This is a genomic window from Mangrovibacillus cuniculi (genome assembly GCF_015482585.1).
Lineage (GTDB): Bacteria > Bacillota > Bacilli > Bacillales > R1DC41 > Mangrovibacillus > Mangrovibacillus cuniculi.
The window spans coordinates 2,189,482-2,205,083 of the sequence record NZ_CP049742.1 but is presented as its reverse complement, the minus strand read 5'-3'; the positions used below and the strand labels follow the sequence as shown (position 1 = coordinate 2,205,083).

The 15,602-nt window shown below is 41.2% G+C and carries 11 protein-coding genes and 1 riboswitch; all 11 genes read left to right on the top strand.

The genetic code is table 11. The annotated features are described in order from the left end of the window. Position 1: 1 nt before the first annotated feature. The 11 genes from G8O30_RS11335 to G8O30_RS11285 all read left to right on the top strand — a co-directional run bounded on the left by G8O30_RS11335 (position 2) and on the right by G8O30_RS11285 (position 14,865). Positions 2–844, top strand: a complete 843-nt coding sequence (locus G8O30_RS11335; protein ID WP_239672164.1) for a DUF1028 domain-containing protein — start codon at positions 2–4, stop codon at positions 842–844. Between the two features lie 50 nt (positions 845–894). Continuing rightward, complete coding sequence (locus G8O30_RS11330; protein WP_239672163.1) at positions 895–1,536, top strand: peroxiredoxin-like family protein; 642 nt, start codon at positions 895–897, stop codon at positions 1,534–1,536. Between the two features lie 223 nt (positions 1,537–1,759). Next, positions 1,760–4,276: a preprotein translocase subunit SecA gene (gene secA, locus G8O30_RS11325; protein ID WP_239672162.1), complete on the top strand. Its 2,517-nt coding sequence runs from the start codon at positions 1,760–1,762 to the stop codon at positions 4,274–4,276. Between the two features lie 817 nt (positions 4,277–5,093). Beyond that, a protein-coding gene (gene prfB / locus G8O30_RS11320; RefSeq protein WP_239672161.1) for a peptide chain release factor 2 occupies positions 5,094–6,198 on the top strand; the annotation gives its coding sequence in 2 pieces (ribosomal slippage) (positions 5,094–5,165 and positions 5,167–6,198; 1,104 coding nt in all). A gap of 926 nt (positions 6,199–7,124) precedes the next feature. Then, positions 7,125–7,943, top strand: a complete 819-nt coding sequence (locus G8O30_RS11315) for a YitT family protein (protein ID WP_420844621.1) — start codon at positions 7,125–7,127, stop codon at positions 7,941–7,943. Positions 7,944–7,993: 50 nt separating this feature from the next. Continuing rightward, the gene (gene cccB / locus G8O30_RS11310) at positions 7,994–8,317 is read left to right on the top strand and encodes a cytochrome c551 (protein WP_239672159.1); all 324 of its coding nucleotides are present in this window, start codon (positions 7,994–7,996) and stop codon (positions 8,315–8,317) included. A 482-nt stretch (positions 8,318–8,799) separates the two neighbouring features. Beyond that, complete coding sequence (ftsE, locus tag G8O30_RS11305; protein WP_239672158.1) at positions 8,800–9,486, top strand: cell division ATP-binding protein FtsE; 687 nt, start codon at positions 8,800–8,802, stop codon at positions 9,484–9,486. Next, complete coding sequence (gene ftsX / locus G8O30_RS11300) at positions 9,476–10,360, top strand: permease-like cell division protein FtsX (RefSeq protein ID WP_239672157.1); 885 nt, start codon at positions 9,476–9,478, stop codon at positions 10,358–10,360. Before ftsE ends, ftsX begins: the two co-directional genes overlap by 11 nt. A 38-nt stretch (positions 10,361–10,398) precedes the next feature. Further along, the gene (locus G8O30_RS11295) at positions 10,399–11,688 is read left to right on the top strand and encodes a murein hydrolase activator EnvC family protein (RefSeq protein ID WP_239672156.1); all 1,290 of its coding nucleotides are present in this window, start codon (positions 10,399–10,401) and stop codon (positions 11,686–11,688) included. 210 nt (positions 11,689–11,898) lie between these two features. Then, entirely contained in the window at positions 11,899–13,590 is a 1,692-nt protein-coding gene (locus G8O30_RS11290) for a methyl-accepting chemotaxis protein (protein ID WP_239672155.1), read from the top strand. Between the two features lie 117 nt (positions 13,591–13,707). Continuing rightward, on the top strand, positions 13,708–14,865 hold the full coding sequence (locus tag G8O30_RS11285) for a trans-sulfuration enzyme family protein (RefSeq protein WP_239672154.1): 1,158 nt from the start codon (positions 13,708–13,710) through the stop codon (positions 14,863–14,865). Between the two features lie 105 nt (positions 14,866–14,970). Further along, a riboswitch (SAM riboswitch) is annotated at positions 14,971–15,085 on the top strand. Positions 15,086–15,602 lie beyond the last annotated feature (517 nt).

Genomic DNA, 15,602 nt, shown 5'->3' with positions numbered 1-15,602 from the left:
AATGACATTTTCTATTGTTGGGTATGATCCAAAGGAGAAAGAATGGGGTATTGCAGTTCAATCAAAATTTTTAGGAGTGGGCTCTGTCGTTCCGTTTGCGATTGCTGGAGTCGGCGCAGTTGCCACGCAATCCTATGCAAATACAACGTACGGTCCGAAAGCGATGGAGCTTTTCGGGCAAGGGTTGTCAGCGGAAGATGTAATCGAAAAACTGACAGCAGAAGATCCTGATCGTGCACTTCGACAAGTTGGAGTCATCGATGCGAGTGGACGACCCGCATCGTTTACTGGAGAAGGCTGCTATGACTGGGCTGGTGGGAAAACAGGTGAGCACTACGCTGCACAAGGTAATATTTTAGTAGACGAGAATACCGTAGAGGCAATGGCGACAACTTTTGAAAAAACAGAAGGTACTCTAGCGAATCGTCTCTTACAAGCATTACTTGCCGGGCAACATGCAGGTGGTGACTCTAGGGGCCAACAATCTGCTGCAATTTTAGTAGTGAAAGAGAAAGGTGGATACGGTGGTTTTAACGACCGCTATATTGACTTGCGCGTCGACGACCATCCCACACCTATTGAAGAACTAATTAGAATTTATGACCTTCAACAGCTCTATTTCGCACCAAGCTCACCCGACCGAGTAGAAGCGTGGACTGATTTCAGGGAAGAACTGAATAAACACTTGGAAGTGCTGGGTTACCTTGACCACACCAAAACAACAGAGCAAGCGTTGCGAGATTATCACCACACAGAGAACTTTGAAATGCGAGAGCAAAAGCCAGGCTTCGTAGATCTAGATGTCTATGAGTATATGAAAACACAGGTTACCCGAGCAAAATAGTTTGATTTTGAGAGTTCTTCCTTTAGGATGTTTTACAAGGAGGGATTCATATGACAACATTAACGCAACAATTAAAAGAGCAGGTAGAAGGATTCAAGGGGCGTGCTCCAAAGGAAGTTCAAGATATCATGGCACGTGCAACGAAAGAGTTAGAAACATCTGACGTTGCCAAAGGATTGAAAGAAGGAGAAGTTGCACCAGATTTCACATTGCCTAACGCAGTTGGAGAAAACGTAACGTTATATCAACAACTTGAAAAAGGCCCTGTAATCGTAACGTTTTATCGCGGCGAATGGTGCCCTTACTGCAACCTGGAGTTAAAATCGTATCAAGATGAGCTACCAGCCATTCAAGCTGCAGGTGCTAATGTCATTGCGATTTCACCAGAAACGCCAGATCACTCTTTATCCATTAAGGAAAAACATGACTTAGCGTTTGATGTGTTAAGTGATACAGACAAGAGTGCAATGGATGCCTACAACCTTGTTTTCAAAATGCCAGATTATTTAATTGATCTATATAAACAACTAAATCTAAACCTTGACCAATACAACGTACCGGAAAATGCATGGGAGCTACCAGTTCCAGCAACGTTTGTCATAGGGCAAGATCGAATTATTAAGAAAGCAGCAGTGAATCCGGACTACACAACGCGTCTGGATCCTAAAGAAGCTTTGGCTGCACTTTCATAATGTTTAAGGACTGTGGACAGTTAGTGTCTACAGTCCTTTCTTCATGTGTGGTCCGTTAAAATCCCTCTTTCTCATCATGAAAATTGTTCAATCAAGACTAAAAATGGTAAACTATAAAAGCGTATATAAAATGAGAAAAGGGAATATAGTCCTTTTTCACGAATGTATAGGAAATTAGGACAAGTTGATAACTCAACTTGCTAGTATAAAGGAGCGTTTAATCATGCTAGGACTATTGAACAAAGTATTTGATCAGAACAAACGAGAACTAAAGCGTCTCGAAAAACTAGCGGATGAGATTGATGCACTAGGTCCAGAGATGGAAGCTTTATCCGACGAAGAATTACAAGCCAAGACACCAGAACTTCAACAGCGTTATCAAAACGGGGAATCCCTTGATGACATGCTAGTGGAAGCTTTCGCGGTAGTGCGTGAAGCGGCTCGTCGTGTACTTGGAATGTACCCTTACCACGTTCAGCTGATGGGTGGTATTTCTCTTCACGATGGAAACATTTCGGAGATGAAAACAGGGGAAGGTAAAACGTTAACGGCTACGATGCCAGTGTATCTTAACGCAGTAAGCGGAAAAGGTGTACATGTTATCACGGTCAACGAATACCTAGCAAGCCGTGATGCTGCAGAGATGGGGAAGTTGTATGAATTCTTAGGTCTTACTGTGGGCTTAAACTTGAACAGCTTATCAAAAGAAGAGAAACGTGAAGCATATGCACAAGACATTACGTACGGAACGAATAACGAATTCGGTTTCGACTACCTTCGTGACAACATGGTTCTGTACAAAGAGCAAATGGTGCAACGTCCTCTTCACTATGCCGTCATTGATGAGGTCGACTCTATCCTAGTCGATGAAGCTCGTACACCACTTATCATATCTGGACAAGCTGCGAAATCTACGCAACTATATGTTCAAGCAAATGCTTTTGTTCGTATGTTAAAGCGTGAGGAAGATTTCACGTATGATGTTGAAACAAAAGGCGTGCAGTTAACGGAAGATGGTATTACGAAAGTAGAAAAAGCGTTTGGTATTGATAATCTATTCGATATTTCTCACGTAACGTTAAACCACCATATTATTCAAGCGTTAAAAGCACATGTAACGATGCAACGTGATGTGGATTATGTAGTACAAGATGGCGAGATTGTGATCGTTGACCAATTTACTGGTCGTTTGATGAAAGGTCGTCGTTATAGCGATGGTTTACACCAATCAATCGAAGCAAAAGAAGGCGTAGAAATTCAAAACGAGTCCATGACAATGGCGACAATTACGTTCCAGAACTACTTCCGTATGTATGAAAAATTATCTGGTATGACAGGTACGGCGAAAACGGAAGAAGAGGAATTCCGCAATATTTACAACATGCGTGTTATTGCAATTCCGACGAACAAGCCAATCGCTCGTGATGACCGTCCAGATTTAATTTACGCTTCTATGGATGGTAAGTTTAAAGCGGTAGCGGAAGATATCATTGAGCGTCATAAGAATGGTCAACCAGTGTTGGTTGGTACAGTAGCGATTGAAACGTCTGAGTTAATTTCTAAGTATTTAACAAAAAAAGGCGTTCGACATAATGTATTAAATGCGAAAAACCATGAGCGTGAAGCAGAAATTATCCTAGATGCAGGTCAAAGAGGAGCGGTTACCATCGCGACAAACATGGCTGGTCGTGGTACGGATATTAAGCTTGGCGAAGGTGTTCGTGAAATCGGTGGACTAGCGGTAATTGGTACAGAGCGTCATGAATCCCGCCGTATTGATAATCAGCTGCGTGGACGTTCTGGACGTCAAGGAGATCCTGGTGTTACGCAATTCTATCTTTCCATGGAAGATGAATTGATGCGTCGTTTCGGATCAGACAACATGAAGGCAATGATGTCACGTCTTGGAATGGATGATTCGCAACCAATTCAATCGAAAATGGTTACGCGTGCTGTGGAATCAGCGCAAAAACGAGTGGAAGGTAACAACTTCGATGCTCGTAAACGTCTATTACAATATGATGATGTTCTTCGTCAGCAACGTGAAATTGTCTACACGCAACGTAACGAAGTGTTGGATTCCGACAACTTACGCGAAATCGTGATGAAGATGATTACATCAAGCGTGGAGCGCCATGTAGCTGCATTTACTCCTGCAACGCAAGAAGAGGAAAAATGGAACCTACAAGGAATTGTGGATTATGCACATGCTAATTTACTTCCTGAAGGTACAGTAAAAGCAGAAGATCTACGTGGAAAAGATTCAGAAGAGATCACACAACTTTTACTGGAAAAAGTAACTGCTCATTATGACCAAAAAGAAGAAGAGCTAACGGAAGAGCAAATGCGTGAGTTCGAAAAGGTTGTCCTTCTTCGCGCAGTAGATACAAAATGGATTGACCACATCGATGCAATGGATCAATTACGACAAGGTATCCACCTACGTGCATACGGTCAAAATGATCCTCTTCGTGAGTATCAAAACGAAGGCTTCGGCATGTTTGAAAACATGATTTCATCCATCGAAGACGATGCGACGAAATACGTGTTAAAAGCAGAAATCCGTAACAACCTTCAACGCCAAGAGGTGGCAAAAGGCCAAGCGGTTCACCCAAAAGAGGGAGACGAAGCGAAGGCACCAAAGAAAAAACCAGTGAGAAACGGAATGGAAATCGGCCGTAACGAGCCATGCCCATGTGGATCTGGGAAGAAGTATAAGAATTGTGATTGTGGGTTGTAAGAAAAGCGGAAGGCGCGCGTCCAGCCGCGGCAGGAAAGTTTGGAAGACCGAGTAGGCAGCTCTTCAGCCAACGGAGGGCTTTCAGACTTTCCCGAGCGGTTGCGCACCTGGAGCTAGACATGAAGAAAGGCGTAAGGCGCGCGTTCAGCCGCGGCAGGAAACTCCGGAAGACCGAGGAGGCAGTACTCCAGCCACTGGAGGGCTTTCGGAGTTTCTCGAGCGGTTGCGCACCTGGAGCTAGACACCGTTGTAGTGAGGATACTCAGTTAAGAACGGACGACATCACGTCGTCCTTCTTGAGTTGTTACCGTTCACGTAACAAAAGCGGTAGGCGCGCGATCAGCCACCACAGGGCCATCCAAGTTTTCCTAGCATCTGCGCACCTGGAGCTAGACATTATTGTGGTAAGGCTACTCAGTTAAATTCAGGTCTAAAGTAATAAAGGTAGTGTTAGGATGAACCTCTTGGTTTGCAGAGATACTGCTACTTCTCCAATAATAGTTAGGGATTGGAGCGGAAGGGGGTGACTCCTACGGGAAAGGTGGGTTACTGAGACCCCACAGGAGCGCGAACTATCGCGACGAGGAGGCTCAGCAGCCCGCCCCGTGGAAAGCATCCCCCTGTAGCGGAAATCCCTCTGCAGTCACTAAGTTTTTTGTCCTAGATTAAATAGTTGTTACTGTTCATGTAACAAAAGGTACGCGATTTACTCGCGGCCTTTTCTTTTGAGCATAAACTTAGGTATAATAGATAATTAGAATTTGAAATCGACAGGGAGGTGTACGGTGTCTGGACGCATGTCCACACCGGAACTACTATGGAATTATCCGAAATTCGTTTACAGATAGAAAATACAGCTAAGAAATTAGCGGACTTCAGGGGGTCTCTTTGACTTAGAAGAGAAAGAAGCGCGCATCGCTCAATTAGACGATGAAATGCTTCACCCGGACTTTTGGAACGACCAACAAGCTGCACAAGCAGTTATTAATGAAGCAAACGGTTTAAAAGAAATCGTGAATGAGTTCACTGAAATGGTAGAAGCTCATGAAAACTTAGAGTTAACATATGAGCTAGTAAAAGAAGAAGGCGATGAGGATCTAGCGCAAGAGTTAGTGCCGGAGTTGCAAGAACTTTTAGAACGTATGGCTAAGTACGAGCTTCAACTACTTTTAAGTGAACCTTATGATAAAAACAATGCCATCCTTGAGTTACACCCAGGTGCTGGTGGTACTGAGTCTCAAGACTGGGGTTCCATGTTACTTCGTATGTACACTCGTTGGGCAGAGAAAAAAGGTTTCAAAGTAACTACGTTGGATTATTTACCTGGTGATGAAGCTGGAATTAAGAGTGTTACGCTTTCGATTAAAGGTCATAATGCGTATGGTTATTTGAAAGCGGAAAAAGGCGTACATCGTCTAGTTCGTATTTCTCCATTTGACTCGTCTGGCCGTCGTCACACATCATTCGTATCATGTGAAATCATGCCGGAGCTAGATGATAATTCAAACGAGATTGAAATTCGTACAGAAGATTTAAAAGTCGATACGTATCGTGCAAGTGGAGCGGGTGGACAGCATATCAATACGACGGACTCCGCTGTTCGTATTACCCATCTACCTACGGGAGTCGTAGTATCGTGTCAGACAGAACGTTCACAGATTAAAAACCGTGAGCAAGCGATGAAAATGCTTCGTGCGAAATTAGTACAAAAGCAAATTGAAGAGCAAGAAGCGAAACTATTAGAAATCCGTGGTGAGCAAAAAGAAATCGGATGGGGTTCTCAAATCCGTTCCTACGTATTCCACCCATACAGCATGGTAAAAGACCATCGTACAAGCGTGGAAAGTGGAAACGTGCAAGCAGTGATGGATGGCGAGCTGGATGCGTTTATCAACGGATATCTTCGTTCTAGAATTCAATAAAAGGTGTTTTACTAATGAGTCAGTAGAAGTTGAGCGCACGATACAGAATTATTGTGTGCTCAAGAATGGTTGTTGCGGCTCTAGAGCACACGATAAATAAATAACGTGTGGTCTGGGTGTCTAGAGGTGAGTCTAGAGCACACGATAAATGAATAACGTGTGGTCTGGGTGTCTAGAAGTGAGTCTAGAGCACACGATAAATGAATAACGTGTGGTCAAGATGTCCGAAAGTGAGTCTGGAGCACTCGTTAAATGGTTAACGTGTGGTCAAGATGTCCGAAAGTGAATCTAGAACACACGATAACTGAATAAAATGTGGTCAAGATGTCTAGAAACGAGTCTTGAGCACAAAATAAAAGAGTAACAAGTGCATTCTTCAAGGAGAGCACTTGTTTTTTTGTGTAATGAATAGATAATACATCATGATATTTCTAGTATTGCAGAATTATTGCGTCACAGCTTTTGATTATTAAGGTGTTGGAGCGGAAGGGGGGGCGACTCCTACGGAAAAGGTATGGTGTCTAGCTCCAGTTGCGCAACCGCTCGGAAAAGTCCAAAAGCCCTCCGTTGGCCGAAGAGCTGCCTACTCGGTCTTCTGAACTTTTCTGCCACGGCTGAACGCGCGCCTTCCGCTTTTCGAAATGGAAAGCGTCCCCCCTGCAGCGGAAACCCCTCTGCAGTCACTTTGAATTTTCGTCAGACCATTTCTATGAGGTAATCGAAAAAAAGACACTCCTTATCTAATCCCACAATCCTGGCAATACTAAAAAAATCACTCATTTAACGCTTTACCACGCTATTTGGCTGTCATTTACAGCGGTCAGTCCACATGCTATACTCGCAAACGGATTACACGTTTTAGTAAAGGAGTCCTACATATGAATCGGCGAAAAAGTGTTCAACTTAAGCATCCTCTTTATCAAAAAATGAAAGATTATGTATATATCATTCTCGGTGCCGCAATTGTGGCCATCTCGTTTAACGTTTTCCTTTTACCTAACAAAGTAGCTTCCGGTGGAGTGAGTGGTATTAGTACCATTTTAGACTCGGTATTCGGTTGGGAACCAGCGTACGTCCAGTGGGCGTTTAACATTCCGCTTTTCGTTGCTGGAATTATCTTTTTAGGCTGGCAATTTGGTTTAAAAACTGCTATTGGAACAGTGTTTCTTCCATTAGTAGTATTCTTAACTAGAGATTGGGAGCCATGGACATTAGAGCCGCTACTTGGAGCACTTTTCGGTGGTATTGGTGTTGGTCTAGGTCTTGGCACCGTATTTAGAGGAAAGGCATCCACAGGTGGAACAGATTTAGCAGCGCAGATTATTGCGAAATACACTGGTCTCACACTTGGTGCATGCGTCGCACTAATCGATGGATTAATTGTTTTGTCAGCTGCGATAGTTTTCGAAATTGAAGCAGGACTTTACGCACTTATTGGATTATACGTGACGAGTAAAACAATTGATTTAGTGCAAGTTGGCTTTGGTCGTTCCAAAATGACGTTAATTATTACTAGAAAACAAGAAGAAGTTCGCGATGGGATTTTAAATAAGATTGACCGAGGAGTGACGAAACTCCAAGCATATGGTGGATATACAGATGACGCTCGTCCAATCCTCATGTGTGTGGTTGATCAAACAGAGTTCACGAAGTTGAAACAATTAGTGAAGAACATTGACTCAGAGGCATTCATTGTTGTGACGGACGCATCAGAAGTGCTTGGTGAAGGGTTTAAGAGAGACTAATTTTGGGATACTACTATATAATAAATGAAGAAAAGAGAGGAGGTCATTTAATGAGAAAATATATAAAAACGTTCATGTTTGCTAGTTTTGCAACAGTATTTTTAGCTGCGTGTGGTAGTGGTGGTCAAAGTAATAACGAAGCTTCTACACAAGATGGCCAAACGGCTGATACACTTTACGCTAGAAAGTGTGCGAATTGTCATGGTGGAGATCTTCAAGGTGGATTTGGTCCAGCACTAGATCGCATTGGAGAGCAATTAACGAAAGAAGAAATAGTATCTGTTATCGAAAATGGACAAGGTGGAATGCCTCCGAAGATCTTGCAAGGTGAAGATGCGGATAAAGTAGCTCAATGGTTGAGTGAGATGAAGTAAAATGTGCTCGAGAAATGCTATCATTTCTCGGGTTTTTTATTACTTGAACAGTAGCAGCTAAAGAGAGGATAGTGGTGTGGACTAAGTAAACCGGGATTTCTCTTAGGTAAAAAGTAGCAGCACTCACGAGATAATCACTTGTTTAGACTTGCTTTTACCATATATATCTATTAACAAAAACCTCCAATATACCCAAAAATTCATCTTTCGAAACCTCCACTTAACATAAATGTAATACACCTTCCACCTTTCGAGTGTTATAATGGCTGTAATGCAGTTTTTTTGGCGTATCGTGTCGAGATTAGTATAGCTTTGTGACAAGATGTCAGTTTTTTTAGACTTTAAAGGACATCTTTAGACAAGATTACATACAGTGTAAATGGACAAGGCCGCGCAAAGTCTTTCCATTTGAAAGTTAGTTGATACGTTTTCAACAGTGAAACGAACATCCAAGGGGAAATACAAAGTAAATAGGTGATGATATGATCGAAATGCAGGATGTACACAAAAAGTACTCCAATGGCGTAACGGCAGCAAGTGGAATTAACGTTACGATTAAACAGGGAGAGTTTGTGTATGTAGTAGGGCCGAGTGGTGCAGGGAAGTCCACTTTTATTAAAATGATGTATCGTGCCGAGAGACCTACACAAGGAACGATTATGGTTTCTGGAATGAATTTAAGCAAATTAAAAAATAATCGAATCCCTTATTTAAGAAGACAACTAGGCGTAGTATTCCAAGATTTTAAATTACTTACTAGATTAACAGTTTATGAAAACGTTGCATTTGCTTTAGAAGTAATAGAAGAAAGCCCAAGTACTATTCAAAGAAAAGTAATGGAAACGCTCGATTTAGTTGGATTAAAGCATAAAGCTCGTATGTTCCCGGATGAATTGTCTGGTGGAGAACAACAACGTGTATCTATTGCTAGATCAATTGTAAATACACCAAAAGTTTTAATAGCAGATGAGCCTACAGGAAACCTTGATCCTGAGACATCATGGGAAATCATGAACATCTTAGAAGAAATTAATACTCGTGGGACAACTGTCATCATGGCAACGCATAATAGAGAGATTGTGAACACGATTAAACACCGAGTAATAGCAATTGAACATGGTCGTATTGTCCGCGATGAACAGCGAGGGGAGTACGGTTATGAAAATTAGAACGGTTGGAAGACATATCAGAGAAAGTTTTAAGAGTTTAGCTCGTAATGGTTGGATGACATTTGCATCCGTTTCCGCAGTAATGATTACGCTACTTCTTGTGGGCGTGTTTTTTGTTCTAATGATGAACATGGCGAAAGTTGCTGATGATCTGGAAAACGATGTGGAGATCAAGGCATATATCGACTTGACGGTTGAGAAAGAAGGACAAGAGAAACTACTAAATCAAATTAGTTCTCTATCCTTAGCTGATTCCGTCGAATTTTCATCTAAAGATGAAGAATTAGATAACTTAATTCAAGATTTAGGTCAGCAATATGCACTTTTTGAACAAACAAATCCACTGTACGATACCTTTATTGTAAAGGCAGCTAGTCCAAAAGATACTGGAAGATTAGCAGTACAGATTGAACGTATAGAAGGAATCTCGAGCACAGAGTATGGAAAAACAGCTGTTGAACCTTTATTTAATTTCTTAGAAGTTAGTCGAAATGTCGGACTAGCATTGATTGTCGGGTTATTATTTACTGCTGCTTTCCTAATCTCAAACACTATTAAGATTACAATTTTCGCTCGACGAAGAGAAATTGAGATTATGAAATTAGTAGGAGCGACGAACTGGTTCATTCGCTGGCCATTTGTCATTGAAGGTTTTTTACTAGGAGTGATAGGAGCAATTGTTCCTGTATTGGCTGTATCAGTAGGATACCAATATGTTTATGGTTTAGTTTCGCCAAAATTACAAGGTAACTTTATTAAAATATTAGAGGTTACACCTGTAGCTGTCCAAGTGAGTACCTTATTATTCCTAATGGGTGGTCTGATTGGTGTATGGGGAAGTACGATGTCCATCCGTAAGTTTTTACGAGTGTAAGATTTTACGAGGGGTACATAAAGGGAAGGAGCAAAGAAATGAAGCGGAAACAATGGTTATCAGCAATTCTAGCTGCAACACTAGTTATTAGTTCAGCTGTTTGTGCAAACAATGTTGTACAAGCAAATTCCTTGTCCGAACTAGAGAAGCAACAAAAAAAGTTAGATCAAAAGCGTCAAGGAATTGAAAGTGATATCAATAAAAAAGAGTCTGAGCTGAAAGAGAACGAAAAAAATCAGGCGGAAGCAGAAGCGGAATTAAAGCGCTTGGATTTAGCAATCGGTGATACCGATCAAAAGATAAGAGAAAAACGCGAGCAAATTGAAAAGACTCGTGCGGAAATCGAGAAGTTAAATAAAGAGATTGAAGCTCTGAAAATTCGTATTGCAGAGCGTAACGAGTTGCTAAAAGAACGTGTACGCTCTCTTCAGAAGTCTGGTGGTTCCGTTAACTATCTAGACGTAATTTTTGGATCGAAAAGCTTTGGTGATTTAATCTCTCGTATGTCTGCAGTCTCTACTTTGATGAGTGCTGATCAACAAATTCTTACAGAGCATGAAGCGGATCAAAAATCTCTTCAAGAAAAGCAAGTGCAAGTGGAAGAGCAACTTGCGAATTTAGAAACTCTTTTAGCCGAGTTAGAAACGGAAATGGCTACGTTAAAGAAACAAGAAGACGAGAAAAATAGATTACTACGTACACTTTTGCAAGAACAACAAAACTTAGAAGCAGCTAAGTTGAGTTTATCGGAAGAACAAGAAATCGCACGTGCACAAGCTGCTGCAAATAAGAAAGCAATTGAATTAGAGAAGACTAGAATTGCAGAAGCACAACGTCGTGCGGAGGAAGAACGTCGTAAAAAATCCACTAATTCTAGTTCAAACTCAGTTTCTAACTCAGGCGGAAGCTCTAGTGCCCCTCCTGTATCAAGTGGAAACTTCACAAGACCAGCGGAAGGTGCATTAACTTCTGGTTATGGTCCGCGTTGGGGTGATTTCCACCATGGTGTGGATATTGCAAAATCAGGTTCGGTACCTGTCGTTTCAGCTGGAGATGGAGTAGTCATTCGCTCATACTATTCAAATAGCTATGGAAACACTATCTTCATCGCTCACTCTGTTAATGGTCAAGTGTTTACAACTGTATATGCCCACCTTTCAAGCCGCCAAGTAAGTTCTGGACAAACGGTTTCTAAAGGTCAACAAATTGGATACATGGGTAACACTGGTCGCTCATTTGGACAACATTTACACTTTGAGGTGCACAAAGGAGACTGGAACGGATCGAAGTCGAACTCTGTAAACCCATCAAGCTATGTACCTTTATAAATAACAAAAGCCTCTCTTATCTTTTGATAGGGGAGGCTTCTTTTGTTACAAAAGTGGTCACTACTCGTCGTTGATCAAACGTTTGATCAACCTTTTTTCGACACATTTCGTAGAAAAAAATATGTCGAACTAGCTAAATAGTTTAATTATTTTGTCGATACTACGTAGTGATTAGTATTTTGTTTATTACAACAAAGGATGAGGTGCAGGATGAAGAGTATTCGTATGAAACTATTAGGTGCGTTTGCTATTATCAATGTTTTAATAATTGCTTTAGGAGTTTTTACATACTTCTCTGTTCAATCAATTAATAGTAATAGTAACGATATGGTAAACACAGAGTTACCGATTTTTATCGCTGATGAGAATTTACGATTTACGGTATCACAGCAAATGGGTTTGGCACGAGGATACATACTTTATCAAGATGATAGTTATGTTAAAGATTTTAATGATTTAACAGCTGAAAGTGCTAACTTGCAAAAAATAATTTTAAATATTTCTAAGTCTGATCGAGCTAAAGATTTATTTGAAGATATTGGAACTTTTCAAACGATGGTCGTTCAAGATGTTTTTGCTAATATACGTACAGGTAATGAAGAATTAGCTGCACAGAAAATGAAAGACGAAGTCCAACCTTTTGGAAGAGAAATTATGGCGAAATTAAATGAGTATGCCAAAGATCGTGAATCTTCAATGTTAGAAGCGGGTAACAAGGTTATGACTCGAAGTGACATTCTTGGTACACAAACAGCAATCGTTGTGATTGTCGTTGTTATATTAACGTTTGTCTTAGCATCTGTGATTTCTAGAAGAATAGCAAATCCTATTAATGTAGCAAAAGAAAGACTTCAATTAGTTGCCGACGGAATTCTTCCAGAAGAAGATTTGAAAGTGAAATCAAAAGATGAAGTGGGTCAATTGGTTCACTCACTGAATAACATGACTACTAGTTTAAGAGGTATGGTAGAGGATATGAAAGCTATTGCCGTTGCTGTAGCAAATCGAAGTGATCAAGTGGCGAACAACTCTATTGAATCTCGTGAAGGCTCTGAGCAAATTGCTGCTACAATGGAGCAATTATCTAGTGGTTCTCAAGAGCAAGCGACGTCCAGTCAAACACTGGCTGAAATGATGACGGTATTTACGCAAGTTTTACAAGAGTCAGTAAAAGAAGGTCATCAAACAGCAGAGAATTCTAGAGAAGTAGTTCAACTTGTACGCAAAGGGTCTGAACAAATGGATGCTTCTGTTGAGCAGATGAATGAAATTAATGAAAATGTGAATACAGCCATTACGGTCGTAAAAGGTCTAAATGCAAAAACTGATAATATCAGTCAGTTAGTACAAGTGATTGAAGCAATTTCGGAGCAAACCAACTTACTAGCGCTTAACGCTGCAATTGAAGCAGCGCGTGCTGGTGAACATGGAAAAGGATTTGCGGTCGTTGCAGAAGAAGTTCGTAAGTTGGCAGAACAAGTTTCCTTCTCCGTTAAAGATATCACTGGTATTATTTCAGAAGTACAGCACGAAACCAAAAATATGGTGACAACTCTTTCTGAGGGATATGAATTAGTTTCTTCTGGTAAACAAGCGGTAGAGGAAACTGGCACTACGTTTAGTACAATTGAAACTCGAATTGAGCAAATGGCCGAAAAAGTAACGGAGCTAGCTAACAGCATGAACGGTATGCACCATTCTACTCAAGATATGACATTAGCAGTCGATAATATTGCTGCTGTAAGTGAAGAAGCTGCTGCAGGAATTGAAGAAGCAACAGCAACAACGCAGCAATCTCATGCATCTATGGAACAAATTGCATCTTATGCGGATGATTTAAACAAAGAGGTACAACAGCTGAATCAATTAATTGGTAGGTTTACTATCGAAGAGAAAGAATAACACGGTACGCACACTACATTCGGGTAGTGTGCGTTTCTATTTGTCTACCATAATCTTTTACGCTTCAATCCTTTAGTAGTATACTAAGATAAAATCTGTTGGAAGGGATGAGGTACTTTGCGTACGTCTATAAACTTCGAAACATCCGTAGCACACACGTCTTTTCGACAAGAAGATGTGAATGTGAGTAAATCAACACCAATCTATCAAACGTCTGTCTTTCGCTTTTCTGATCTTGATGAATTAGAAGGTTTCTATGAAGGGAAATCCAATTATCTATACACGAGAATGGGGAATCCAAATTCTGATGAACTCGCGACAGCAGTAGCTGAGCTAGAGGATGCAGAAAGTGGAGTTGCTACATCTTCTGGCATTTCTGCAATTTTAGCAGGAATGTTGTCTGTACTAAAATCAGGTGATCATCTGGTGGCATCAGAAGATTTGTATGGTGGCACGGTGCAACTTTTAACAGGTGAATTATCTCGCTTTGGCATCGAAGTTTCCTATGCTGATTTCACAAACGAACACTCAATCCGAGCGATGATGAGAAGTAACACAAAAATGATTTATTCAGAATCCATTACAAACCCATTTTTACGTGTGGAAAATATTGAACAAATGGTGCGTATTGCGAAAGAATTTAATTTAGTATCCATGATTGATAATACATTTGCTACTCCATATTTAGTAAAGCCTGTAGAATTCGGTGTAGATTTAGTCGCACATAGCGGCACAAAATATATCGGTGGTCATAGTGACGTGTCCATTGGAGTAGTTGTTGGGCGTGCAGACCTTATTGCAGAAGCCAGAATTCGAGTGGTGTCATTGGGTGCGAACGTTAGTCCATTTGAATCATGGTTAACCGTAAGAGGACTAAAAACGTTAGCACTTCGTATGGAAAAACAAACAAAAAATGCACGATCTTTGGCAGATGCACTAGCAAAAAATGCGGTCGTTCATAAAGTATATTATCCAAACCACGTGCTTCCTAAAGGGGACGGGGCTATGGTGACCATTGAACTCTCCGAACAAGTGGATGTTCGAAACTTTTTTGCATCGCTAGGTTGGATTACGATCGTGCCGTCACTCGCGGGAGTGGAGACAACGGTTTCTTATCCAATTGCTACTTCACACAGAGCATTGTCTGAGGAAGATCAAGCGCGATTAGGTATCAACTCGCATGTTATCCGAATATCTGTCGGAATCGAACATATAGATGACATTATCAAGCAATTCGAGAAAGCTATTCAAACGAGTGTGAATGAAAGGAATTAAATAAATTTTCAAAAAGTTATTGACTTTTACTTGTAATCCGTTTTACAATCACACTATCGCAAACAAGAATAATTGTTTGGTAACTTCTTAACTTAATAATATGTACTCTTATCAAGAGCGGCGGAGGGAATAGGCCCGATGAAGCCCGGCAACCACTTTAGTCAACGGACAAAAGATGGTGCTAAATCCTACAAACGAGCGATCGTTTGAAAGATAAGGGGAGGACTGTATATACTCAGCGCCCTCTTCTTATGAAGGGGGCGCTTTTGCTTGTATTTTACAAGTACTTCAGCAAGATTCCCCCAACTTTAGGTTTTCAACATGGTAAAGAGTGATCAAGATGGTCGAAGAGAGGAGCAGAGCACACGTTAAACAAATAACGAGTGCTCAAGGAGTCCGAAGAGAGGAGCAGAGCACACGTTAACAGAATAACGGGTGCTCAAGGAGTCCGAAGCGAGAAGTAGAGCACACGTTAACAGAATAACGGGTGCTCAAGGAGTCCGGAGAGAGGAGCAGAGCACACGTTAACAGAATAACGAGTGCTCAAGAAGTCCGAAGCGAGAAGTAGAGCACACGTTAACAGAATAACGGGTGCTCAAGGAGTCCGAAGAGAGGAGCAGAGCACACGTTAACAGAATAACGAGTGCTCAAGGAGTCAGAAGAGAGGAGCAGAGCACACGTTAATGGAATAACGGGTGCTCAAGAAGTCCGAAGAGAGGAGCAGAGCACACGTTAAT

Excerpts from the sequence above, each read along its gene's own strand:
- G8O30_RS11335 (WP_239672164.1), top strand. The coding sequence starts at position 2 with ATGACATTTTCTATTGTTGGGTATGATCCAAAGGAGAAAGAATGGGGT.
- G8O30_RS11330 (WP_239672163.1), top strand. The coding sequence starts at position 895 with ATGACAACATTAACGCAACAATTAAAAGAGCAGGTAGAAGGATTCAAG.
- secA (WP_239672162.1), top strand. The coding sequence starts at position 1,760 with ATGCTAGGACTATTGAACAAAGTATTTGATCAGAACAAACGAGAACTA.
- G8O30_RS11315 (WP_420844621.1), top strand. The coding sequence starts at position 7,125 with ATGAAAGATTATGTATATATCATTCTCGGTGCCGCAATTGTGGCCATC.
- cccB (WP_239672159.1), top strand. The coding sequence starts at position 7,994 with ATGAGAAAATATATAAAAACGTTCATGTTTGCTAGTTTTGCAACAGTA.
- ftsE (WP_239672158.1), top strand. The coding sequence starts at position 8,800 with ATGATCGAAATGCAGGATGTACACAAAAAGTACTCCAATGGCGTAACG.
- ftsX (WP_239672157.1), top strand. The coding sequence starts at position 9,476 with ATGAAAATTAGAACGGTTGGAAGACATATCAGAGAAAGTTTTAAGAGT.
- G8O30_RS11295 (WP_239672156.1), top strand. The coding sequence starts at position 10,399 with ATGAAGCGGAAACAATGGTTATCAGCAATTCTAGCTGCAACACTAGTT.
- G8O30_RS11290 (WP_239672155.1), top strand. The coding sequence starts at position 11,899 with ATGAAGAGTATTCGTATGAAACTATTAGGTGCGTTTGCTATTATCAAT.